28 protein-coding genes are annotated in these 22,191 nt (G+C 52.0%); 12 read left to right on the top strand and 16 right to left on the bottom strand.

Annotated elements, in window-relative coordinates:
* Positions 1–237: hypothetical protein (locus MU553_RS22990; protein WP_247382072.1), on the bottom strand; the 237-nt coding region annotated here is incomplete at its 3' end.
* Positions 234–554 carry a helix-turn-helix transcriptional regulator gene (locus MU553_RS22985; protein WP_247382069.1) on the bottom strand — a complete coding sequence of 107 codons (321 nt, stop codon included), beginning with the start codon at positions 552–554 and terminating at the stop codon, positions 234–236. The genes MU553_RS22985 and MU553_RS22990, both read right to left, overlap by 4 nt.
* A gap of 462 nt (positions 555–1,016) precedes the next feature.
* Between MU553_RS22985 and MU553_RS22980 the strand changes: the two genes are divergently transcribed.
* Complete coding sequence (locus MU553_RS22980) at positions 1,017–1,265, top strand: MarR family transcriptional regulator (protein ID WP_247382067.1); 249 nt, start codon at positions 1,017–1,019, stop codon at positions 1,263–1,265.
* On the opposite strand, the gene MU553_RS22975 is transcribed toward MU553_RS22980, so the two are convergent.
* The gene (locus MU553_RS22975; protein ID WP_247382064.1) at positions 1,262–1,477 is read right to left on the bottom strand and encodes a MarR family transcriptional regulator; all 216 of its coding nucleotides are present in this window, start codon (positions 1,475–1,477) and stop codon (positions 1,262–1,264) included. The two genes, MU553_RS22980 and MU553_RS22975, sit on opposite strands and share 4 nt — an antisense overlap.
* A 145-nt stretch (positions 1,478–1,622) precedes the next feature.
* On the opposite strand from MU553_RS22975, the gene MU553_RS22970 reads away from it, so the two are divergent.
* Together MU553_RS22970 and MU553_RS22965 are read left to right on the top strand one after the other, a co-directional pair.
* Complete coding sequence (locus tag MU553_RS22970) at positions 1,623–1,961, top strand: class-II aminoacyl-tRNA synthetase family protein (protein WP_247382062.1); 339 nt, start codon at positions 1,623–1,625, stop codon at positions 1,959–1,961.
* Positions 1,962–1,999: 38 nt separating this feature from the next.
* Entirely contained in the window at positions 2,000–2,212 is a 213-nt protein-coding gene (locus MU553_RS22965; RefSeq protein WP_247382060.1) for a hypothetical protein, read from the top strand.
* A gap of 80 nt (positions 2,213–2,292) precedes the next feature.
* Here MU553_RS22965 and MU553_RS22960 read toward each other — a convergent pair whose 3' ends face one another.
* The 3 genes from MU553_RS22960 to MU553_RS22950 all read right to left on the bottom strand — a co-directional run bounded on the left by MU553_RS22960 (position 2,293) and on the right by MU553_RS22950 (position 5,912).
* Positions 2,293–3,381: a hypothetical protein gene (locus MU553_RS22960; protein WP_247382058.1), complete on the bottom strand. Its 1,089-nt coding sequence runs from the start codon at positions 3,379–3,381 to the stop codon at positions 2,293–2,295.
* A gap of 166 nt (positions 3,382–3,547) precedes the next feature.
* Positions 3,548–4,732, bottom strand: a complete 1,185-nt coding sequence (tcmP, locus tag MU553_RS22955) for a three-Cys-motif partner protein TcmP (RefSeq protein WP_247382056.1) — start codon at positions 4,730–4,732, stop codon at positions 3,548–3,550.
* A 118-nt stretch (positions 4,733–4,850) separates the two neighbouring features.
* Entirely contained in the window at positions 4,851–5,912 is a 1,062-nt protein-coding gene (locus MU553_RS22950; protein ID WP_247382053.1) for an SPL family radical SAM protein, read from the bottom strand.
* A gap of 168 nt (positions 5,913–6,080) precedes the next feature.
* On the opposite strand from MU553_RS22950, the gene MU553_RS22945 reads away from it, so the two are divergent.
* The 3 genes from MU553_RS22945 (at position 6,081) to MU553_RS22935 (ending at position 9,375) form a co-directional block, all read left to right on the top strand.
* Positions 6,081–6,593 (top strand): hypothetical protein, encoded by a 513-nt coding sequence (locus MU553_RS22945; protein WP_247382051.1) that lies wholly within the window; start codon positions 6,081–6,083, stop codon positions 6,591–6,593.
* A gap of 112 nt (positions 6,594–6,705) precedes the next feature.
* On the top strand, positions 6,706–8,043 hold the full coding sequence (locus MU553_RS22940) for an SPL family radical SAM protein (RefSeq protein WP_345893434.1): 1,338 nt from the start codon (positions 6,706–6,708) through the stop codon (positions 8,041–8,043).
* 261 nt (positions 8,044–8,304) lie between these two features.
* Positions 8,305–9,375 carry a restriction endonuclease gene (locus MU553_RS22935; protein WP_247382047.1) on the top strand — a complete coding sequence of 357 codons (1,071 nt, stop codon included), beginning with the start codon at positions 8,305–8,307 and terminating at the stop codon, positions 9,373–9,375.
* 294 nt (positions 9,376–9,669) lie between these two features.
* Here MU553_RS22935 and MU553_RS23930 read toward each other — a convergent pair whose 3' ends face one another.
* The gene (locus MU553_RS23930) at positions 9,670–10,158 is read right to left on the bottom strand and encodes an AN1-type zinc finger domain-containing protein (protein WP_379814761.1); all 489 of its coding nucleotides are present in this window, start codon (positions 10,156–10,158) and stop codon (positions 9,670–9,672) included.
* A 136-nt stretch (positions 10,159–10,294) separates the two neighbouring features.
* Between MU553_RS23930 and MU553_RS22930 the strand changes: the two genes are divergently transcribed.
* Positions 10,295–10,702: a hypothetical protein gene (locus tag MU553_RS22930; RefSeq protein WP_247382044.1), complete on the top strand. Its 408-nt coding sequence runs from the start codon at positions 10,295–10,297 to the stop codon at positions 10,700–10,702.
* Between the two features lie 45 nt (positions 10,703–10,747).
* Here MU553_RS22930 and MU553_RS22925 read toward each other — a convergent pair whose 3' ends face one another.
* Entirely contained in the window at positions 10,748–11,374 is a 627-nt protein-coding gene (locus MU553_RS22925) for a hypothetical protein (RefSeq protein WP_247382040.1), read from the bottom strand.
* Positions 11,375–11,701: 327 nt separating this feature from the next.
* On the opposite strand from MU553_RS22925, the gene MU553_RS22920 reads away from it, so the two are divergent.
* A complete protein-coding gene (locus MU553_RS22920) occupies positions 11,702–12,706 on the top strand; it encodes a hypothetical protein (RefSeq protein ID WP_247382037.1) in 1,005 nt (334 codons plus the stop codon).
* A gap of 141 nt (positions 12,707–12,847) precedes the next feature.
* The gene (locus MU553_RS22915; RefSeq protein ID WP_247382034.1) at positions 12,848–13,303 is read left to right on the top strand and encodes a hypothetical protein; all 456 of its coding nucleotides are present in this window, start codon (positions 12,848–12,850) and stop codon (positions 13,301–13,303) included.
* A 333-nt stretch (positions 13,304–13,636) separates the two neighbouring features.
* Here MU553_RS22915 and MU553_RS22910 read toward each other — a convergent pair whose 3' ends face one another.
* Entirely contained in the window at positions 13,637–13,942 is a 306-nt protein-coding gene (locus MU553_RS22910; RefSeq protein WP_247382032.1) for a hypothetical protein, read from the bottom strand.
* A 10-nt stretch (positions 13,943–13,952) separates the two neighbouring features.
* Here MU553_RS22910 and MU553_RS22905 point away from each other — a divergent pair, with 10 nt between their 5' ends.
* On the top strand, positions 13,953–14,333 hold the full coding sequence (locus MU553_RS22905; protein WP_247382030.1) for a DUF7522 family protein: 381 nt from the start codon (positions 13,953–13,955) through the stop codon (positions 14,331–14,333).
* Positions 14,334–14,447: 114 nt separating this feature from the next.
* Here MU553_RS22905 and MU553_RS22900 read toward each other — a convergent pair whose 3' ends face one another.
* Positions 14,448–14,669 carry a hypothetical protein gene (locus tag MU553_RS22900; protein ID WP_247382027.1) on the bottom strand — a complete coding sequence of 74 codons (222 nt, stop codon included), beginning with the start codon at positions 14,667–14,669 and terminating at the stop codon, positions 14,448–14,450.
* A 954-nt stretch (positions 14,670–15,623) separates the two neighbouring features.
* On the opposite strand from MU553_RS22900, the gene MU553_RS22895 reads away from it, so the two are divergent.
* Positions 15,624–15,818 carry a hypothetical protein gene (locus MU553_RS22895; RefSeq protein WP_247382025.1) on the top strand — a complete coding sequence of 65 codons (195 nt, stop codon included), beginning with the start codon at positions 15,624–15,626 and terminating at the stop codon, positions 15,816–15,818.
* Between the two features lie 208 nt (positions 15,819–16,026).
* On the opposite strand, the gene MU553_RS22890 is transcribed toward MU553_RS22895, so the two are convergent.
* The 4 genes from MU553_RS22890 to MU553_RS22875 form a co-directional block, all read right to left on the bottom strand.
* The gene (locus MU553_RS22890) at positions 16,027–16,593 is read right to left on the bottom strand and encodes a hypothetical protein (protein ID WP_247382022.1); all 567 of its coding nucleotides are present in this window, start codon (positions 16,591–16,593) and stop codon (positions 16,027–16,029) included.
* Positions 16,594–17,386: 793 nt separating this feature from the next.
* Entirely contained in the window at positions 17,387–18,313 is a 927-nt protein-coding gene (locus MU553_RS22885) for a hypothetical protein (RefSeq protein WP_247382020.1), read from the bottom strand.
* 695 nt (positions 18,314–19,008) lie between these two features.
* Positions 19,009–19,266, bottom strand: a complete 258-nt coding sequence (locus MU553_RS22880) for a DUF8156 family protein (RefSeq protein ID WP_247382018.1) — start codon at positions 19,264–19,266, stop codon at positions 19,009–19,011.
* A gap of 640 nt (positions 19,267–19,906) precedes the next feature.
* The gene (locus MU553_RS22875; RefSeq protein WP_247382015.1) at positions 19,907–20,188 is read right to left on the bottom strand and encodes a hypothetical protein; all 282 of its coding nucleotides are present in this window, start codon (positions 20,186–20,188) and stop codon (positions 19,907–19,909) included.
* 109 nt (positions 20,189–20,297) lie between these two features.
* Between MU553_RS22875 and MU553_RS22870 the strand changes: the two genes are divergently transcribed.
* On the top strand, positions 20,298–20,627 hold the full coding sequence (locus MU553_RS22870) for a winged helix-turn-helix domain-containing protein (protein ID WP_247382012.1): 330 nt from the start codon (positions 20,298–20,300) through the stop codon (positions 20,625–20,627).
* A gap of 207 nt (positions 20,628–20,834) precedes the next feature.
* Here the strand turns inward: MU553_RS22870 and MU553_RS22865 are convergent, their stop codons facing one another.
* Positions 20,835–21,353 carry a hypothetical protein gene (locus MU553_RS22865; RefSeq protein ID WP_247382009.1) on the bottom strand — a complete coding sequence of 173 codons (519 nt, stop codon included), beginning with the start codon at positions 21,351–21,353 and terminating at the stop codon, positions 20,835–20,837.
* A gap of 407 nt (positions 21,354–21,760) precedes the next feature.
* Positions 21,761–22,183 (bottom strand): hypothetical protein, encoded by a 423-nt coding sequence (locus MU553_RS22860; protein ID WP_247382006.1) that lies wholly within the window; start codon positions 22,181–22,183, stop codon positions 21,761–21,763.
* Positions 22,184–22,191: the final 8 nt, after the last annotated feature.

The raw sequence follows: 22,191 nt of genomic DNA, 5'->3' as shown, positions 1-22,191 counted from the left end.
GGGACAGCGGTAGCGCCAGGGGTCCTGAAACGTCTCGCCCTGGGGGATTGAGCAGCCGCCGTCGGTGACGATCGGACAGCCGTGTTCATCCGGCGCTGTGAAGGCGAGTGGGTCGTCTTGGGTGTCGTCGGTGTTGTCCTGGTCGTCGTCGAATTTGTCACTGCAACAGCGCAGCGCGGTTGCCTTGGTAGGGTGTTCCCGGTGACAGAGGTCGCAGGTGTAGGACTCGCGGGTCATGCTGTGGCCTCCTGGCTGAGAAGGGTGTCGAGTGTCTGTGCGTGAGTGGTCAGGAGCGAGCGGCCCGCGTCGGTGAGTTCGTAGGTATTGGTGCGGGCGTCGAGTTCCTGTTTGGTGATGAGTTGTTGGGCGGCGAGTTCGTCGAGATTCGGGTAGAGTTTGGTGTGGGTGACCTCCTCGTCGCGGATGGATTGGCACTCGCGTTTGATCGCGAGGCCGTAGGGAGCGTTGTCGCTGGTTTCGAGGCGGGCGATCGCGAGGAGGCAGTCGCGCTGGAACCCACGGAGTTGGTGGTACTCGGCTGGTGGGCGTGTCATTGGTGCTCGCCTCCGGTTGCGGGGGTGTGGATGGGCATGGGCGGTGTCTGCTGAGGGGTGGTTGAGACTTGACCGTTGCAGGGGAGTTTCCGGATTTCCGGATTTCCGGAACCGATGGTATTCGTGATGTGCTGGGCGGTTTGCGAGCGAATCCGGGTTTCCGGGTTTCGGTGGTGGGTGTTTGTACGACTCTCTGTGTGGTTGGCGAGTGATGCGTCTGGTCGGTGGGAGGTTTCAAGCCCCCCGGTAGCATATGCGGGCATGGCTTCCTGCTGCTTCAGGAAGCCCACACGGTGGCTCGGTTGGGCGAGTCACCGTTTTTCTGAGATCGGATCAGAGTGGACTTCCTAGTGCTCCGATTTGTGCCGGACCACTTATTTGTTTTCACGTGTAGATTATTATCTTCGTATCCACTATTGACAACCCTGTGATGTTTTGCACGGCGAAATCAATGAACTGGATATGGGTAAGCCCGGGCCGAATCGTCGTGTCTCTGATCGTGAATTCCTGCGCGAAATGGCGATAGCTCCTGATCCAATCGTTACAGCTAATGAACTCTCTGAGCGTCTTGATTATTCACGAGCTGGTGTAAACAATATCTTAGATGAGATGGTTGAGAAGGGGTTTGTGATTGAAAGAGAAGTTGGATCACGAGCGAAGGTCTACTGGCTAACCCGCGAGGGACGAAAAAAAGCCGGGAAATTGGATTAGTTCTCTGGCATCCACCAACCTACCGCGCGGCTACCCGCTTCCTTCCGTCGTAGAATTCCTTTGCTGTGCAATTTCTTGAGACGGTAATTGATCGCCTGCCTGTCCGTTCCCAATGCTTCCGCGATCTCCGGTGCAGTGAGAAATGCATCATCCGAGGATTCGAACTGATTGATGATTTGCTCGGTCGACACTCGCGGTTTGCTGGTACTCATTACCGGCTAATTACTCAACACGAGACAAAGGTTTTATGGTAATTCTACACGTGTATACTATTACAGAGCGCGGGACTGCCTGCTGGTGATTTGATTCCTGGCAGGCCGGTGTAGGAGCACCGACCCGCACTCTGGGATAAAACCCATGACAGACTACGAAACTTCGAGTGAAAAGACTGTTGCACAGCGAGCCGGCGTCATCGGCTACGATCAACGCGGTCGCTGCCACCGCTGGGACCCCGTTCGAGCGACTCTCTACGTCACCATCGACGGCGAAGTCGTTCACACAGAGCAGTTGTCCCGCCCGGCCGTCCGGCACTGGATCGAGTACGTGCGCGACGAGAAGTGCGGCTGGATCGACGAGTGGTGGCAGTGCGACGATCTCGGTGAATCCAAGCAACGCCACCGTGCCGCGAAAGCGCAGGCCGCGGATATTCGCTACAATCTGGCTATCGAGGGCGGATCGCAGGTGGCTACGGCATGAGTTGTCGTGTTGAGGCACGCCATCGAGCACACAATGTAGTGAACGAGCTCGAATCCGTGCCCGCCGTGATCGGTGTCGACGTGGTGTCACCGAGCGTCGACCCGACCGATCGGTGGACCGTTGAGGTGACGCTGCGATCTGATGGGATTCCCGCAGTCGTGAACGGGATTCTCGGCGAGTATGGGTTGACGCTTCGGCACGCCGGGCCGCGGGGCGACTCATGGCACGGTGTGGCAGTGATCGAACAGTAAAGACCTCTTTTTCAGATACACATTCGGGTGACTCAAATTTGAATTGGATTATGAGTATTCATACATACTCCCCAGAATTTTCATATAGGAGTGACTTTGTCGTCAGATGGTTCATAAATATATCCGTCCATTAACAAATCATGGATAGCATTCTTGACTTCTCGTTCGGAGAAACCAGAGTCGATCGCAATGTTGTATATTCGAGATTTTGCTACACTATTCCCAACTCCAGACGAGAGCTGGTCGATTATATCCATGATGATCTCACTATCACTTTCTGCATCCATTTTAACCTCAACTGCTGAACCATCGATCTTTATCGACTGAGTCTCGACCTGCTCGTTGTAGATTTCTGTTATTGTCCCAACAGCAATCATTAGCGTCCGTTGCCCTTCCTGCAAACTGGGTGACTTCTTGGGATGATTAACCTCATTTCGTTTTTCCTTCAAATAGTACAAGTTCGATAGAACTGGTGGCAGTCCACTCAGTTGTTCCTGTAGTGATCCATCCTCTTTTTCATCAGAAATATGATAGCTAATCATCGCGTTTAGAATTGAACCCCATGATGCATCCAATTCTTCACCAGTTTCCTGTTCATGCCATTCCTGTAAGCAATATTCCACTGCACGGAGAGATAGCATAACTGAGGATATTGGGTTCCCAACAGCAATTGATCTACATGACTCTTTTAAATCATTCCGAGGCATGTCATCAAGCCATCCCCACACACGGTCAGAAAACAGGTTATCTGGAGAATCCAGTAATTTTTCTGCAGCTAGAATACCCGTGTCAGCCGCGGATATGCGATTCTCTTCGGCTAGTTCTTGTCTAAGCAGATTGAGCCAAGTTACAGATTTTCGTTCCAACTCATTTTTTAGTTTGAGATCAAGGCTATCGGACCGTTCATGTTTCTCTTCTATTTCTTTCTTTACTTGTGATACTCGACCAACCAGTTGTGAATTGATATTTGTAGTTTCGAGTGTTGTCTCTACTTTAGATAAAGTTCCCAAAATTTTCTTTTCGTCTTTCTCCCCTACCTCATGACCATTTTTGCTGGCAAATCGAAGATATTCAAGCATAGATCCCAACAATAGTGTGTCGTTCAGCGTGATTTGGGGGCCTTCTTTCGCTCCCCTATCAATGTTCGAAAACAGATGCTCTTTTGTCATTAGATATTATCTACACATAGCCTAACCCTCAAAATTGTTTGCCAAAGTGAATCAGGAAAGGGTAGCTGGAGAGTTCCTTGAATCCGTAAATGCTGATAGCCGTCTGTCTAAAAGCAGGTTACAACTGTGGCTACGTGGAATTTCTCAAGCGACTACTGTCGAATTACTAAAGAAAGCTATCAAGAGACATATCTACAAACACGATAAGGTCATCAAGCCCATAACCACGAGATTCATTGCCGTTGGGCAAATGTGGTCGATGTTCAACTTCTAGTTTCCCCTCTTGCTTAAGAATCTGGAAGGCATCGCGATAGTGTCCGACCTTGAAGACGTTTTGATCAAGTGTAGCTTTAAGGAGTTCTCGGAACGGTAGTTTTTCTCCCTTGTATTGCGAGTACAACTCCTCAGCAAACGACTCAATACGGTCAGCGAAATCATCTGTCTCACCAAATTCTGCGAACGACATCTGCTCATCTTCATATCCTGCGTGATCTGGTCCGAGATATGCAAACTCACCGTCCGCCCCCGCGTTGAACATCGTCTCTTTCATAACCTTCAGCCCTTGCCAATGGTTCGTAACGTGGATTAGGTAGTAGCAGATCTGCCGTTTGGACTCTTCGACCATCTCGAATGGCATAGTAAAATTCGCACCAGCATCGTGTTTCAATTGCTGCTGATAAATCGACGAAAACCGCTCAGCCCGCTCATCTTTCCCCATCTCGGAGGAGATGCGTTGTTTCCACTCTTTAGACCCCAATGCTGATGTAATGGCCTTCTGATGATTGGAGTCCTCCATCCACTGTGCCATCTTCCCGGCCATGAATGTTATAAGAAGTTCTAAACTCTGTTCCCGCAGTTGAAACAAGTCAGTAATCAACTCAAATGGGATGTTTCCATAGCCAAAGGGGTCGATGAATAGTAAAGATGGAGAAGGTTGTCCATAGGCGTACTCGTCAATAAACGACTCTGCCCAGTTCTCGAATTTGCCGTGAACGCACCGAGCCTCGATTCGGGAATCAACGCTCTTCTCTTTCTTCTGGACCGCCTCATCTAATTTTGCAAAATTATCAGGATCTGCCTCAATGAAGATACACTCAAACGAGTCTAATCGATTCTCGACGTATGCAGTATTTGAGAGTATCTTATCTGCCATATCCATCGCAATAAGCGGCGAACCCTGCGACCCATTCGGGTAAATCCCAGGACCAGCAAATCCATCAACAAATAGGAGATTAGGCTCAACCGTACTGATTTTCTTGATCCAGGGGTTCAAATACAGCTGCAGAATCCGGTGTTTCATCTCCGTTTGGCCTTTCTTCCGGAGCTTCTCCTCATCACTGTCGTCGTACATGTTATATAAAAATGATAGAAGCGTGTCTAGTTATACTGGCTTCGTCGTGCGGTGTTATAAGTTCAACGGATAGTTAGGTTTGCTAATTTAATTGGGTCTTCACAACTATGGCTGTAATCTACGAGGGTTCAGGTACTCGAATATCCGGGATATCTGGTGGCGACTTTTCGGGGGTTGTTCGATCCGCAAACTCCTCGGGTGACTGGCGATCACGCCACGACTGCAACCACGTTGCAGTATCTTCGTCAACGTGCTTGATTAGCTGCTTGTCCGGCCACAGATGAACGGGCAAATCCAAGTCTCGCCCAATCTCTTGCACCCACCGCAAATGATTCGTCGAGTACTCCACCCACCTCTCACGATCACGCAACGCATCCAAGCTATCGGCAAGTTCCGTTTGCCCGGCCTCCCGTGCCGCCTCTACAGTCATCTCGAAGTTCGCCCCACGCGGATTGATTGGCTCGTGGAAGATCACTGCCGGATCGCACTCACCTACTCGTTTTAGCTGGACTTCTAAATCCTCGTACTCCATCGTCGGGTAGGTCGGGCTCATACTCACGAACGTCTGGATGCCATGCTCGTTGAATTCCTTCAATCCCCGTAACCGATGATTGGGCGTCGGTGCGCTCGGCTCGATCGCCCCAACCTGGTCGGCATCCATGCACGGAATTGACGAGCCAATCGTCACATACTCCCCAGCCTCCTGAAAGACATCGAGATCCTGTAACGCCAAAATTGGGTTCCGCGTGAGTACACGCGTGTACTTCTCGTGGTTCGTCAGTGCTTCAACCACGTTCCGCGTGATCTCTCCGGCACGTCCGTCCATGTAGCAGTCAGTCGAGAACGAAACACCAACGACACCCTGTCCGCGGTCGGTTTCACGCCACTTCCACTTCCGATCAAGATGCCCATCTAACCGCTCCCCCAGTCCATCCCGATACAACACGTAGTTACCCCACTCTTTCTGGCCATTCTCTACATCCGCTTGTTCTTTGAGCATGTCCGGCCGCGTCCGGATGTTCGGCGTCGAGGGCACGTAACAGAACTTGCAGCCGTGCCGGCAGCCCGTCGCCACGTTCACCACGTAATCACAGAGATGCTTACTATTCAGCCCGGATTCGCTTAGTATTGCCTTCGTTGGATCTTCACCAGTGGTCAAATCATCGTGATTATCGGTCATATTTTCCCCCACTCCTTTGAACATCAATTTTAAATAATACTGAAGAGTGACATGGGTGAATCATACACGTCTGTTTATACTTGATCCCAATAAGTCATTGCAACCCACTGTCAAAGGTAACGATGAGATAAGAAAACAATTTTCTTGACTTGATCGTGACATTTGGTTATGTCAGGTTCTGACGCTTTGGAGTATGCTGAAAAAATGCTCAAAGAGCAGCATGCTTTCCAATATTTAATTCCAGGAGCGGCGTATCAGTTTGTGAGTTTCACTCAAGAAGAGAACTTGGTCTTCAGAATTAGCTATAATGATTTCTTGGGTTTCATGGTACCATCCTTCCCATATTGGTTTCTGGCATCGCTTTGTACCACAATAGTCGGACTGAGATTTGCTAGAAATATCTGGAAAGATCTTGAGAATCCTGACTCATTTCTCGGTAGATCATTACGATATCATAATCACGTCTTTAGAGGAATTGGTGGACTCTTGACTCTCCACGCATTATGGACATTTTATTCAAACGTTAGCAATTTTACTGGACATGAAATCTCGGTATCTATGGCTACAACCGCATTACTCTGGCATGCTGTGGTCCTCTTAGTCTCTCGTGGCTTTGGAGAGTATATCTGGTTCATATCTGTCTCAAAATTTAGTCAACTCTATGCCAGGCTTTTAGTATGAATCTCCTCAGATATTTGCCTCTAGTACTATCGCTCTGAAGTAATACCACTTTCACTCCGGCAGGCTCACTTCTTTTGGTATTGAGACTAGACATCAAACAAGAACGTCCCCCATGCAACTCACCTGGGACACAGAAGACAGCTGGTTCGATCGCACCTACGAACTTGAAACAGACGATGGCGACACCATCGAACAGTTCGATGGCCAACCCACGCTCGACAAGCTCCGGCAAGCCGAACGCCAATACGGAGAGCGCATCAACCTCTGGCAAGCGGGTCTCATCTGTTCGAACTGCCGCAGCGAAATCAATGGCCGCTTTGCCGCCGATCCAGCGAGCAGCCTCCTCTGCTGGGATTGCGCGATGGACAGCCAGGGCGACACGCAAAACGGCCTCCGGGTAAACACAGACCCGACCAAGGCTGTCATGAGCGAGTCCCAACTTCACACGAAGAGCCTCTGTGATCACGTCATCAACGTCGCCACCGGCTGCCGGCACGGCTGCAAGTTCTGCTACGTGCCAACCACCCCAGCCCTCGAACATCGCGAAGACATGCTCAACGAACAAGCCGACGTCGACGACGCCCAACAGGACTGGGGGAGCTATCTCCTCTATCGCGATGATCTTCCTGAACGACTCCACCAGGTCCTCGACGAACGCGACCCCAGCGAACGGAAACAAACCGACCGCGGTCGAGGCGTCGTCATGCTTTCTAGTGGGACCGATTGCTACCAGGACCGCCGTGCCGCACAGATCACTCGGGGTTGTGTCAAGGAACTCATCGCTCACGAGCTTCCCGTCCGAATTCTCACTCGGAGTCCTGCGGTCGTTCGCGATCTCGATTTGTTCAAACAAGCTGGCGATCTCATCACCGTTGGCTCGTCGATCGCCTCACTTGATACCGAACTCGTCAGCGCCATGGAACCGAACGCACCGCCACCGATGGCCCGCTGGGAGGCCCTCGACACCCTCCAGCAAGCCGATGTTCCGGTCTTTGTCTCGATGTCACCGACGTACCCCGGCATGGACAAGTACGAAATCGATAATCTCCTTGGTCACTTCTCGGCACTCGGAGCCGAGGTCGTCTTCCACGAGCCAATCAATCCCCGCGGCGCGAATTTCGAGCTGTGTCGTGCTGCTGCCAAAGACGCCGGCCGTGACGACATTGCCCGAACACTCGAAACCTTCGCGAATGATCATCAGGCCTGGGTCGAGTACGCACTGAAACAGATCAACCTTGTCCAACGACGTGCCACCCGCTACGACAATCTCAACGTCCACTCCTGGCCCGATGACCAACTTATCAAGGCGACGAGTGGCCAGCTCAATCAACAACTGCGTGCCATGCAACAGGCCGTCTCACCAGAACAGTTCGGGAGTCACTCACCAAAACCTGATAGCTCCCAAGCAGCGCTGACAGCCGAAACAGAATCCGTAGGACACCTGCTCTAACGACTGGTCTCCTCGACGGCAACGAGTCCACCGACGCGATTCGTTAACCAACGTGTGGGGAGAAATAGACTGGCTGTTGGTTAACGGTGTTCTGTTCCTGCTGATCGCACCTCTCTTTCCTCTTCGATCATAGGCCCACAATGATCTCAGTCAGCCACGTTACATTTCCACCTCAAATCATTGTAGCAAAAGCCGATAATTCCTCTCGGGCCTGAAAGACAAGAACAGATACAAGTCACATGGATATGACTACTGAGGTATATGACTGAAGTACAGAGCGCGGACAAACTCCGCGCCCGCATGCAGAATATCGATCCCTACGAATTCGAACATTTTGTCGCAGATCTCTGGGAAGATCGCGGCTGGACAACAGAGGTCTCTGCTGGGTCGAACGACATGGGTGTCGATATTGAGGCCCACAAAAGCGACGGGCTCGTGGATCAGAAACTCGCCATTCAGGCAAAGCGCTATGCTGATGGAAACAAGGTAGGCCGTCCAGAGATACAGCAGTACTATACGCTAAAAGAGCAGGACACCGAAGCGGATGCCGCCGTCGTCGTAACCACCTCATCTTTTGCGAGTACAGCTGAGGACTGGGCACGCGAACACAACGTCAAGCTTGTCGATGGCGAAGATCTAGTCGAACTCATCGACGAACACGATCGGCATGACCTCCTGGACGAATACGCGCCGGATATCACATCCGAAGCAGGTGGAAACATAGACCCCACCGACGCTGCAACAATCGATACCACCGTCGAACTACCGGAACCATTGCAGGACCAAGAGAATCGGAAGAAAGGTGCGCTCTTGTTGGCAGTTTCCGGTCTTGTAGTCTGGGCTAATCCGTGGAACAGTCCACTCCCGATGCCTGTCTTCGGAATGGCTCTTCTCGTAGGTTCGGTCGTCTTCTACGCGTACCTCGAAGAAGCCGTTGCAGCAGTAGTCGGCGAGTCACAGGTGCTTCAGCAATTCCGCAACGGGGCAGAACTCATGGAAAAGAACGGGACAGTGAAATACAAACCAGCTGATGAGCGGGACCAGGTCACCTTCGATGATTTCGATTCGCTGGCGATGCGTCGACGGCAGGGGAATGTCTACGGCGAATTGGACCAACAGTTCTCTGCTGGTGTCCCAAACGCCCCGAGTGGTAGTATTCCGACAAATGTAGCCTCAAAGGGTGAAGAGACGATTGCAGCCTATCGGTTCGCTGTCCACGGTGAAACACCAGAAGACATTGCGAGTGAGATGGGAATGTCTCAGCAGGACCTAGTTGCGTCGATGAATGATGTAGCCGGTGTGGAATTCGATTCGGAAAAAGCAGCAGCGTAGTTTAGTTGACTTCCTCCTCATCTCGAATCCGCCTTTTAGCACTGCCGTAGCGGGCTCTCAACGCAACACCCACGCATACCCCGCCGCGCCCGCCGCCACGCTCACTCACGCCCAGACACACGATCGTCTGTACGCGGGCCTGCCCGCCGACGTGGCCGCCCGCGCGGCACTCTGGCGCGTGCACATTGGCTTGTGCGCCCGGTTGCCCGCCCACCTGAGCACACACCCACGCCGACGCCGACGCACGCCCACTACCACGAACGGCCATCGACGCGATCATGCTGTGCGTTTGTTCTACCGCAGAAATCCCAACAGGCGGCCGAACAACGACTGTCCGTCGTCTTTTTCTTCCCCATCATCGACGATCGCTGCTGGACACTCGTGTTCGTACCGCCCTTCACACGCCGAACACACCTGCTGTCCACACGCGTTACACTCGACGATCTCGTCAGTTGCCTTCCCACAGGTCGGACACGAGAATACGTCTGTCTCACCGCTGTCGCGGTAGTCACCTTTGCTCTGGGGCGCTCGCGCTTGAGGTGACCGATTATCACGCTTCAAGGTTTCTTTCTCACGTACGCGCTCGATGCGCTTGCGATAGGTACTCCGCCGATCGGGCGTTTCTGGACCACCGCCAGCGAAATTCTCTGGGCTAGTGTCTGGGACAAACATCGGACAGTCGTGGTTTTCGGGCAATCGGTGTTCGCCACAGATCGATTGCTCGCAGTACGTACACTCGAAGGCGTGTTCGACATCCGCCCCACAGTGCGTACACTGGTCCATTGATGAAAATGTCTGAGAACGGCAACTTCAGTGTTGGTCATGACCTGCAGAGGAAGCATCCACGAATCTCAAAGCTCGGTATCATCACCACCAGGACCGAAGACTGATTGGTTCGTCCTCCAAGAGTACCAGACATATGCCAGAATGCGCTCGCTGTGGAGCCTTCACTAACAATCCCGGTGACGGTGAGTACCAGTACTGCGATGACTGCCATAATCGGTTCGACAAAATCCGCCAGAACGGCGTGATCGTCGAACAAATACCTGAATCCGGCGGTTACCAAGTGTACGTCACGGCTGATACAAACCGTCACGAGGGCGGAACTGAAGAATCACAGGCCGATGCCTTGGCACGTGGCAAGTACCTTACTGACGAGCTGAGTGCCGACGGCCTGTTCACCTACCAGTCCAGCGGCTCGCAGTGGCTACTCGAGGAGTATCTCCAAACACATCCAAAGATCCGTCGTGATGTCAGGGACCGGCTGAGCCGAGTGCCGGATCGTGCAGAGGATGGACTGCTTGATCGACTCCGAAGTCTGTTCTAAGGATACTTTGGTTATCGCGGATCATGAGGGAATGAGGCGGTCTTCTCATTCTGGGCGGTGTTGCTGAAGCACATCCTCTGTGTTGGTCACAATCTGGCGATAGTCAGACAGGATTTCTTTGAGTGCGTCTGTTGCTTGAGTCTCCCACTGATCATCGTTCACAGAGAATTCTGGAAATTGATTTCCCATCTGTTGTCTCACTTCTTCCTCAGTGAGCCCGTCTGCCTTGATTGCGTCATGGTCCAACTCTGCGAACCGGATCTGTTCATCAGCCGACTCCCGGAGTTGTCGGTTGAACGCATCAGCAGAATCAGATCCCTCAATAATTCGTGCGATTATGACTGCTTCTTGGATGTAACCTGATAAGAGACGTAACTGCTCGGTATGTGCTGTTGCAACCGTCGGTGGCGCAGTGTTTGCATGAACTCCCAACTCTTCAGCGTGGCCACTCAGGTCATCAACTACCCGAATAGGTTCTATTTCAGGCGACTCAAGATGAGTACTTAACCTGTGTTTTAGTCTCTGTGTAGCATCAAGTACTGAATTGAACCACTCCTTTTGCTCTTTCTTCCTACGTTGCTGTCTTTGTTTATTTAATTTGTATTTACTAACAGCTAGAGTAGCCAGTCCACCAAAGACAGCACTCAGGAAGAGGGGAAGAACATCGTCCATTGAACCGTATGATAGATATTCAATAATTGTGCCTACAAATGTCTTTGTGACTGTGGTTAGCTATTCGTACGAATAGGTGTAGTGTCCAAAACTTCTGTCACCGCCATTCAGATACACCCGCGCCGACGCACGTCCGCTGCTACGTACTCCCTCACTACCTGTCGAATGGCCGGTCGCAACTTCCAGAATAAGGGGAATGTACAACCAACGGTTACAGAAGCAAATAACTAATCAGTCGAACAGATAAGTTGAAATTTATACTGTCTCACGGAGATTCCTGTGTACTAACCAAATATTTACAAGACTATCAATTGGGGTGAATATCATATGGCGAATCGAGTTATTTCGGTATTTGGGACTTATGACTTTCTGGCAAAATCTATGCCAGGAATGACATTAGTGTTAGGAATCATCCCATTACTGCCATCGGGATTGTTTAAGGGAATGAGATTGTTAACAAACTTCTTGGTTTTTGTCTCGTTCCTTGTTTCGGTTCTGCTAGTTGGCACACTTCTAGGAGAAGTAGCTCATACTATCGGCCGTTTATTCGAGAAATTAGCAGCCTGGTTTGGCCGACGGTTACGGAATACATATGAACTGCTCATTGACTACCCAATTGGGCCTGTTGCAGATATCTGCAGAGATCATTTCAGGAGACTTGAGGTGTCTCTTCCAAACTCTCTGGGCTCACCAAACCCCAATCAGTTGAAATCAGAGGAGGGATCAGATTCTATACCCTTATTGATGAGAATCGTACAAACTTGGCTCTCGAATATTAGAGAATGGATGGAGAGAAGGATCAAGAATGTGGCGCACATCGCCCTCTCACATCGAAGATTGTTTTTGAACCATATTGAGCCCACGCTAAACTTGGATTCTGCCCGTGAGGTATCTGAAGCAGATATGGACTTCACACACCAGAATCTCGTCGAAGTTTGTCGGAAAGAATACAACATTCACAATATGGCAGACGCCTCCAAGGTATACTCAGTCGTTGTTGGGGAAGTTGCAGAAAATGGAGAAGATCGCCCATTTCGATATCAGGCTCGTTCAGCGTTCTGCCGTGGCATGTGGGTTGTTCTGATGGGTACCTCAATTGTCTATGGCGTCATCTTTTCGCTTCCCGTTTCGCTCTATCCCACAGCGTTGAGATATCCAACGATGTTCGCTCCGCTCTTAGATATCCATATTTATATCATAGCTATAATTCTTCTCATCTCTTCATTTATTTTTGCAATCGCATCTGGCGCATACAAAGAATATTATATTGAATATCTCATAACTGAGTTCTACCAACACCACAATATTGACATCGAACAACAGCAAAAATGAAGCCTGTACAATATACTTAAAAGATGGGGTTGATACCCTTGAATTCTCGTGTCGTCGCCCGTCTACTACGGAATGTCAACTCCGCATCAAAAGATTAATTACCCCCAAGTTTATTTGGAAGTCCGTGCTTTAGAAACCGTTATGAGTAGCACTGGAAGAATTGACGAAGGTCAGTCCGAGATGGGGGTCGATGAATTAGTTCAGTGCATTCTTTCGTATTTTGATCGTGTCTCAGTAAGCCGTTTACATAATCTAGCCTTTATAATCGAAGCCAAATATCACGCTGAACATGGAGAGAGAGCAACTGATGCCGATTATGAGGCATTCTTAGATGGTTGTTTTTCTGATGATATTGCTGATGAGGTAGAGAGTTTAAACGGTATTGAGACCTCAAACATTCGAATCGGCGGCGAGAATGTCGAAACCATACATGTCCAAGGGGACTTTGAGTGTGATGCGAAAGACCCTCTTGAGACAGTTATTAACAGCGTCTGTAGAGAGTTTGGGGAAGTCCCCCCGGAGGAGGTAAGCAGGAAGATTGACCAAATAGATCTGTATCGAGATACCCCCATGAAAGAACATATTGAGTTCAATTGAGTGGGCACAGAAATCGAAGTAGGGAGGGGTCTTTCTAGCGGTAACGTTGCCACTGCAAACTGTTTGGTTCGCAACATCCCGTGCAGTATAGCGTTGACGACGCTCACAAGAAGTTGAATTGGAGCCGAGAAAGTGGTTAATCCGATAGGCGTTTGACCTACGGACGGTCTACCGCAGTCAGGTGGTTGCCTACGAGGCCGATACCCACATACCTCGTCACGCCCACCACCATTCGCACCACGCCCAACATACGATCGCCTACCTGCGGTCCTGGCACCGACGTGGCTGCCGGCCTGACCACCCAACTCCACATAGAGACTACGCTGACACCCACTAACCCCGACAGACAGTATACTCCGTCCCCCACCCGTCTCCGTGCTTCTCAATCAGGTCGTACTGCTCCAACCTCTGCAAATACAGCCGCCGCGTCGGTTTCACCTTCGGCGTCTGCTCCTGCCGCTCATACTCTGCATAGAGATCAGCCGAGCCGATCCGCTCGGCGCCGGCGATGAGCTCGTACAACAGTCGCTTGTTTGAGCCCAGTTCGGAGATGCGTCGCTCCCGAATGTCGGCCGCCCCGTCGACGGTCTTACAGGCAGATGTCAGGAGAGAATATATTACAGCCGGGTATGTAATCAAGTCTAATACTATGTCTGAATTCCCAGAATTGGTCTCGTTTGTCAAGCAGGAAGCAGGGAATTATGCGCGTGCCGTTGGCAAGTTCGAAGGTATCGAGAGTGAACTCCAGTACTGTCGCGATGATCTCAACCCGGCAACCGTCACCAATCGCTTCGAGTTGATCCACGACAACATCTCTTGGTCGTGGTCGCCGCCAGAGGACGAGCTCGACGAACAACTCGGACAGAAACGCGCTAGCTTGCAAGTCCGTGAGAATGCAGTGATTCTCCACCTCCCAACTGGACACGACGAAGGCGTACTGATCGCGTTAGAGCCAGAAGCAGCGTCCAATCTCACGACGTTTATCGGGACTTGTTTGGAATATGTTCCCGAACCCGAATCGAATACATGAATAGACACACACAGTGAGCAGCCAATTCAATGGTAACATGGCGACCTAAACCCTCACAAAATACGCTCACAGCCCTTCTATCTCCGACAAACTGTATACCCAATCCCACGGCCGTCACCGTGCTTCTCGATCATGTCGTACTTCTCCAAACTCTGCAAATACAGCCGCCGCGTCGTCGGCGGTCGCGTTGACGACGTCGACGGTCAGCTGGTCGATGCCGTCTTGGACACAGTGCTGTGAGGCCTTCCGAGGCGCGTCGGTCGTCTGCCGAGCGTTCCCCGAGGCCAGCGACGCAATGTACTCCACGGCCTCGTCGGTGACGCGAGACGAGACCATGCCGTGTTCGACGCAGGGATGATTTGCTCGTCCGAGCGGTGGAGGCGATCTATCGCCGTGCTCTCGTGAACGCCATCACGAGTTAGGTCGCACCCAAAGCCTGCGTCCCGCGTGAGTTCAAACAGTGCCGACGCACAAGAGGCATGTGACATGCAGTTTGCATAGCTCCACAGGATGTCAGAGAACACCTCCCAAGGTGGTTGTTTCAGGACTGGTGAGGCCGGATCGCCTGTTCAGTAGACGTACGTATTGAGCATTCTTAGTACAGGTTTTCCCTGCTGACAAAGAGTTGACTTCTTGTAGAGGTCGTCATTCAGGGAAAGAGTGGGCGGGAGCTCGGGACAGTGACAATGCTTTCGTGGGCAGGCTGGAACGGGTGGGGTCATGCACCAGATGTCACCTGGCCCAGTGCCTGCCGACACCGACTACCCTTGTCGTGCTATGCATGATGCCAGTTGAATCTAACGTCGTCGTGTCGTACGACTCGCCACTGGCAGGAGTGTCTTCGGGTCATGCGGTGACTACACGGCCGCAGTACTCAGTGGACTTGCCACTCTGTCGGCGGGCTACGCGTACAACGCGGGCTGTGACTGTCACGGTGTTGTGTAGCGACTGTGAGATGCGTGTGTTACCTACCGCTGGCCGCAGGCACCAGCGGCGACCTCGTAATTAGAAATTCACGACATCCGCTTCATCCCATTTCGTTTTCCGTCCGCAGGAATCACATTCGGTTCGCTCCCATTCCCACGTCTTTGATTCGAAGGTCTGCTCACTAACGAAAACGCCCGTTGTCGTCGTGGTGCCACACACGGAACATTCAACCTCAATCTGTGGCATACCGGGCAACTGTGGTAAGGTCACAGATAAATACTGTGTATTCAGTGCCCTGTTCGACGAGTGGTGTGTCATTGCCAATCATGGCACTTATTGACCTCCGCATGTAACCCGCCACCCATGAGTTACGGCGATGACTCTCTGACCCGTCGCGTGAGTACCTTCGCAGAGCGCAGTGGCCAATCACTCCAGGTGACGCTTGCCCTCGTCTATTCCCGGCTTCGCATGCACCTCCAGAAGTGGCCGACGCGGTACCTTGAGATGCAGGCGCGGGTCTACGAGAAGTCGTCACCCTGGGAGGCCAGCCACAATTGAGATAGGAGCCGTTCTCGCCACGGGTGCTGTGACGCTATTCCTGACCAGAATTATTCAGACCGAGATTAGCGCCGCTATGTGAACCGTCTATATTGACCAGGCGAGCAGCAGATCCGGTGCTCAATATGCGTGCGTACTGAGCATGAGTAACTATCACTATGGTGTCCGCCCCACTCGGTATTGATCCGAGAAAGTTTAGAGAATTGCCTCATCCAGTGATAGAGGTGGTTTGTGTCGTCGAATTCTGAACTGACGGATTTTCGTCTAGTGCATACGTTGGGTATGTACTTTCATTCCCGACAACGAACGTGGCGAACACCCGGCTGGTCGGCGGTTGGTAGTCCTGACACTCGTACGGGTTCCGGTAGCTGCGATTGAGCCAGCGGACCGTCACATGCGTCCCGGTGGACAGATTCGACAAGAGGATGCTGTCGTACACTTCAATAGTCGAGTTCGGGTCGTAGTGGTCACTGAGTTCGGCAACGGTCATGTTCATCTCCGGTGTTTGTATGTAGAGCACGTCTGCGTCGATAGGCGGGCCAACGCTCGTGAGATTTACTCTGCCACCATCGTCGGTCGGCGTTGACGTGACGGTGAACGTTGCCCTTGGTCCCGTGACGTTAGCCGCCACACACGATCTCGAAGTAAAGAAAAGCCCATCAACGACGACAACACCACTCAGTAGAATCAAAAAGACACCGACGAGCACTGCTGCAGTCTTCCAAGGAGTGGTACGAAACCGCGTCCAACTATTACCTGTAGGCTCCTTAGACATCAATTGAATTTTACATACAACTCTATTGATAAATATATTCCCTGTACTGATCGAAATTGAGTAGAGAACTAGCTGCTCGAACTGCTCAGTATACGTGCTTATTGGTCAGTAGTTGTGGAAGATTACTCCGCTGTTCGCTCAACCCAGAAACCATGAACAAGTCCAGCCAGTGCAATTACGACACCGAATGTCAGTGCGCCGTGCCACTCATAGGGCATGAAGCCAACCCACAATACCCAGACGATAGCAAACAATTCGAGAAGAATAGCTTCGTTTGTTGTCACAGAAGACCCATTATCTAATCAAAACTGAGTCAGTTTCGATATGTAGTTCGTCTGTACTGAGCGAATCGGTGGGAGCGAAGAACAGCAAAGTGAACCGTTGTAATGACACCCTCTAGCTCCAGCTAAACTCGAACGCTTCGGCCTCTAACCTTGCGAGCGTGTACCTGGCGATCATTGTCTTGCCCGCGCCGCTCGGCCCGTAGCTCGTGACGTTCGCGGCAGGCCGGCCGTCCGTGACTGGAGGGCGCACCAGACAGTTGCTCGAGCTTGCCATCGCGGTGAACCAGATCCTATGTGAGTGGCAAGCGTCACAGGTGTTGTGACGCGGGGTGGAACTGACAGAAGCGTTCGCGTGTTACGAACACGCTCACTACTTCTGAAAAGAAAGGGGGCTGCTGAGTCCTGCAGCTAGAAACCAACAGGCGTCAGCGGCTAGAGGGCACGTCTAGCCGCCTCCATCTTCGCTAGTTTTCAGTCAGCGCTAGATTACCATCCACTCGTCACGGGGGTTAGCCACTTGCCCCCGTCACAACGGGTGTGACGCCACCTGTGAGGGCTTTAGTCTCTCCATCCTCTAGGAGATCCATTCCGATGTAGCGTTTCTCCAAGAGGCCTTCAGCTGTCTCGCGGGCCATGCAGAGAATTTGTTTCCGTTGCTGGCGTCGACCGACCTGCCTCGACTTCATTTCAACGTCTCTCCCACCGACCTCCTGCATCTTCTCCCAAACTCGCCGTATTGTCTCCCGATGTGGTGACTTGCCGAGAATCGCAGTGAGAGCGTTCTCAACGTTGTCACGCGTGAAGAATATCCCGCTGCCGTCCGACCGTTTTGTCGCAAATTCCCGCCAGCGCTTCCAGACTACGATCGCACGGTAGGTGTTGTCCTTGTTATTCTCGACGTACATCTCCTTGATCTTCGACTGCCGGCAGTTCGCGAAGAAATCGAGCGGCGACGTCGACGGCTCGACTCCCTGGGGGAGCTGCTCGGCGTCCTCCTGCTGGTCGGGATCGGCGGCGGCTTGCTCGGCCTTTGCGACCGCGCTCCGCGCGATGTCGCGGGTTTTCTCTTCGCTCTCCTCGACATCGTCGACCCGCTGCTGAAACTCGTTGTGGCGGGCGGTGAGGTCCTGAATCGTCTCCTGTTGCTCCTCGATTGTCTCCTGTTGGTCCTGGACGACGTCTTCCAGGTCGCGACGGCGCTTGCGCTCGTCAGCGAGGTCGTCGAGAACGAGATCTAGGAGTTCTCGGGTCGCAGGATCTGCGATGTCGTCGACGAGCTCACGCATCTCGTCGATGTCCTGATCTTCGCGAGCGCCGTCGCGACCGCCGACTGATTCAAATCCAAGGGCATCGGCGACGTCCTTTTCATCGGGCTGTTCGGTGTCGATCTGTGCAGGGTCTTTCCCAATCTGTGCCTGCTGTTTGTCTGTGGACATGATTTCAGGGGTGCTTCGGCTGCATCGAGACGGTTAGCGAACCGTGCCAACCCCGATCGATAGAGCAGTCGCTATCGAACGGGGAACACATTTATTATGGGCGACAAGGAACAGGGGAGTGTCCAATTCTGCCCCCGTTCCTTGTCACCCCATGCGGATGGGGTTATTTTTTAGGTCATATGAGAGAGGCGTGTCGCCAGTCTTCCGTATAAATCTATCGGATATGACAACTTTCGTACCTATAGAGCAGTGAGGTTTAGGCCAACCAAAAGAATCAGAAACTAGCCATAGATGATCTATACCCTGCGATTTTAGCACTGCACCGTTTAAAGCGCATTTTTTCTTTATCGTTATATTGGATAATGTATCACTCTGGAATATATTGGTCGACGAAATATCCTATAATAAATCAGTCTGCAATTATTTTTCTGTCACTCTATCGTAAGAATTTGGCCGGGAACAGTCGTCTAGGCGCACTGATTGATAAACCGTGTCAACACCGGCACTAACCAACAGACTGCGACCGACCAACACAATGTTGGTAGTTTCTGGTTCTATCTCCGTGGCCCACAATCGTTCAGAAAAGGTGTTCCGCATACGCGTCGATTTCTGGCAAAATTGCCATACACTTAACCCACCTCAGTGAGAAGTGAAGATTGCATAGTGTCGGTCGGGGTTGCCATTCGTGCAACCTCTTATTCATCCCGCAGATCTTCTACGTGAGCTCGTAGCTCTTCGATCTCCCGCTGATGGCCAAGACAGAGTGACATCAGGATGGCTTCGCGCGGGTTGTGTGGATTGAGGTAGCCGGCCGCATCGGCGTGAGCGTGCGCGTGCTCCAGGAGGTCGTCGAACACCTGCTGATCCTCGTAGACAAGTCCTCGACGAAACTGCTGGTACTCGTCGACGAACTGGTTGACCTGGTCACGGAACGTCGGGTTGGTTTTTCCCATACTGTGCCGTCGACGTGGATGTCACGTATGCGTTGCAGGGGGATTTCCGGATTTCCGGATTTCCGGGTTTCCCAACTGGATGATTTGGCTCGAAGCAATTGGTGGCCGTCTGCCGGTTTACTTTCGGCACGTAGGGGGTGAAGCACAGCCATCGCGACCGTCTAGAGAAAACACGTTCGTCGGGCGAAAAGTGCCACGTGGCAGATGGCTTGCGGTCGTCATGCGGACTATCACGAGCGCCCCTATCGCCGGAAAACTATCACCTACCCCTCACGGGTGCAGCTTTGTTGTTGGGCTTTAGGACGGTGTTTTCGTCCGCATTTCGGAGTTTGAACGCTTTGATTTTCAATCTATCGACGGTAATCGTTTTCACTCGAAACAGGGTGTGTTGAAGAACAGTCTCGGATCTAGGCGAACTGTCCGAGGTCCGTCTGGCCCACTGTCGCGGCGGTTTCCGACGTTGTCTCGTTCTCGTCGACGTGCTCCCGTGCCCACTGCCGCGCCTTAGGGAGGGTCAATCAAGGCCTCGTCCGGCGTCTTGACAATCCCGGATATCTCGTGGTCGTGAGCGTTCATCACCACAACTTGCAACGATTAGAGGACAACCGTGTGTAATAGCAGATAGCTACTTGTCGCCCCGTCACCCGAACGGGAAGGGGACATCACCTCCGTTATCTTCCAAGTACTCGACAGCGGCATCCGCACTCGTTAAGTGGATATTCTTCCGGTGTCCACCGCCGTAGCCTTCGATTGGCGACTCAGGATCGGTCAGCATCTCGTCAATCAGGTCCTCAGCCCGGCCTTGTGCGTGGGTCGGAACCGAGTACCCGACAACGGTCGTCACCTGTTGTTTCTTATCGCCGATGACGCGCTTCCGTAGCATTTTCTCCACGATTCGATTCCGTATTTCTTGATCTTCCATCCCTATTGTTACCTATGGGTTACACCTAGTTATAGTTGTTTACTGTAGGTAGCACCAATGGTAATAGCACGTAACGCTTTTGTATACAGAGCGTTAACAGGAAAGTACAATGAGCGAAGTGGAATCCACCGAGGCATACGCTGACGACACGCCGCTAGTCGAGCTTTTCGGAGAGAACGCACGCACACGAATCCTCGCCGCTATCGTCGGCAACCGGAAGCGTGAACTTTCGGTGAGCGAACTGGCCCGAGAGGCAGGCGTTGCGAGAAAAACGGTGTACGATCACATTGACGAGTTGGTCGAGATCGACGCCGTCGAGGCACGCGAAGGTGGGCAGGGAAACCGCTACACGCTCGCAGATACTGAGTTGGGTGAACTGCTGTACAAAACTGAGGGGATCGCACTGCGGAACCTGCTGGAAGCAGAAAATAAGCTATAGTCGGTTTCCATTTTTACTCGAAACGCGGTGTCGTCGAAGCTAGGTACGCGATGGCTGCTGATCTGTTATAGATGGCACTCGTGGTCCAACTCGTCCTAGGAGGGTGTCATACAACGGTTCACATAGCTGTTCTTCGCTCCCCCGATTCGCTCAGTGCAGAAGCGAAATCTCACAGTCTTCTCCGGAACTGATATCACTGAACGGGGCTCAAGAGAGTTTTTTACGACCTATTTCGCTGATTTCAGCACTTCTGTAACCTGCGTCCCCGATTCCAACTTGAGTATTTGTCTCTACCCAACCGGCCGTTTTCAGAATGTATAGATTTAGGTCTATCTTCGTTTCAGATGCACTGAAGTCGTCAAGGAGTTGATCACGCTCGACCGCCGCACGACTCGGGTTCTCGAGATAGTAGTTGTAGAGATAGTCTACGAGTTCTTCTTGGAGGTCCTCATCAACAGGAACATCGTCGCGTATTTCGTCAACTCGTTCAATGCCCTCATGCGAAAGCAGGTCGCTATTTTTCGTCGGACGTGGATGCACGTAGCGGTCTTTGAAGAGTTGCCACACATCATGTGCTTCCTGGCTGTCTACGTTCAGTGTGTTTTCAATCTCTTGAATCGCGTGTCCGGCGCTAATGTAAAATGTGTGGGGCTGCGGGTCAATGAACTCGTCGTAGAAGTGTTCTAGAACCTCATCAAGTTGCTGCTGACGATTAGTCGGGGACATCAGAAGAAACTAACATTTCGAGTGATATAATTCTGGTGAGTAATGTCGGTTCCAATGTTGTGACTGAGTTTCCCCATGAATATTACTCCCCCTCAAGTGATAGACTTAATCTAAATCAATTGAATGAGCTATCTACTCAGTAGGCACGTCTACTGAGCAGGCAATCCATCCTCACCAGACCTGAACTCAACCACCTTGCAAACTGTTCTATGACACCCTGCGTCCTAGACGTAATCGTAATGCCGAATGCTAACCAATAGTCAGGCACAGTTTTGAGTATCGTTGGTTAGGAGCTCTCGTCGTACGGACCAGCGCTACGGTCCCGAGACTTCCCATGATTTTGAAGATCGTCGGTCCGGCGCTGGTCCGTTTGATAGTACGTCAAAGAGCGCACTAAAACCTCGCGGTTACTGCAGCTCCTCTAGGACCTCCTCCTGGATGTCGACTTGGCCGACATCGTCGACGAGACGAAACGCCAACACTCCATCCGTCGCGAAGACTGCAAGCCTCTGCTCCTCGTCAATGAGCTCCTCGTTCGTGCCGCCGAAGGCTGCCTCGATGTCCTCTCGCGGGAAGGTAATACGTCGGCGATCGGACCGAACGCGCCGAGCGTGGAGGTCCGAGCGGCCATCGATCGACTCCGAGATGCCCCTCGCGATCAACGTCGCCTCGTCCTCGAGGGCGCGATATCGGATCGACGGGAACTCGTCGAGAGCCGCTGCCTGGGTTGCGGGGGCGCTCGACCATGCGAGCGTCCCATCAGAGTCGAATTCATGCGGTTCGATCACGTCGACAAGCTCTAACTGTCGGGTCTGCTGTTGTGGGGTCATGGTGTGCG

The organism is Halorientalis brevis (assembly GCF_023077655.1).
Note: the sequence above shows the minus strand (reverse complement) of the source record. Positions and strands in the feature narration are given on the sequence as shown.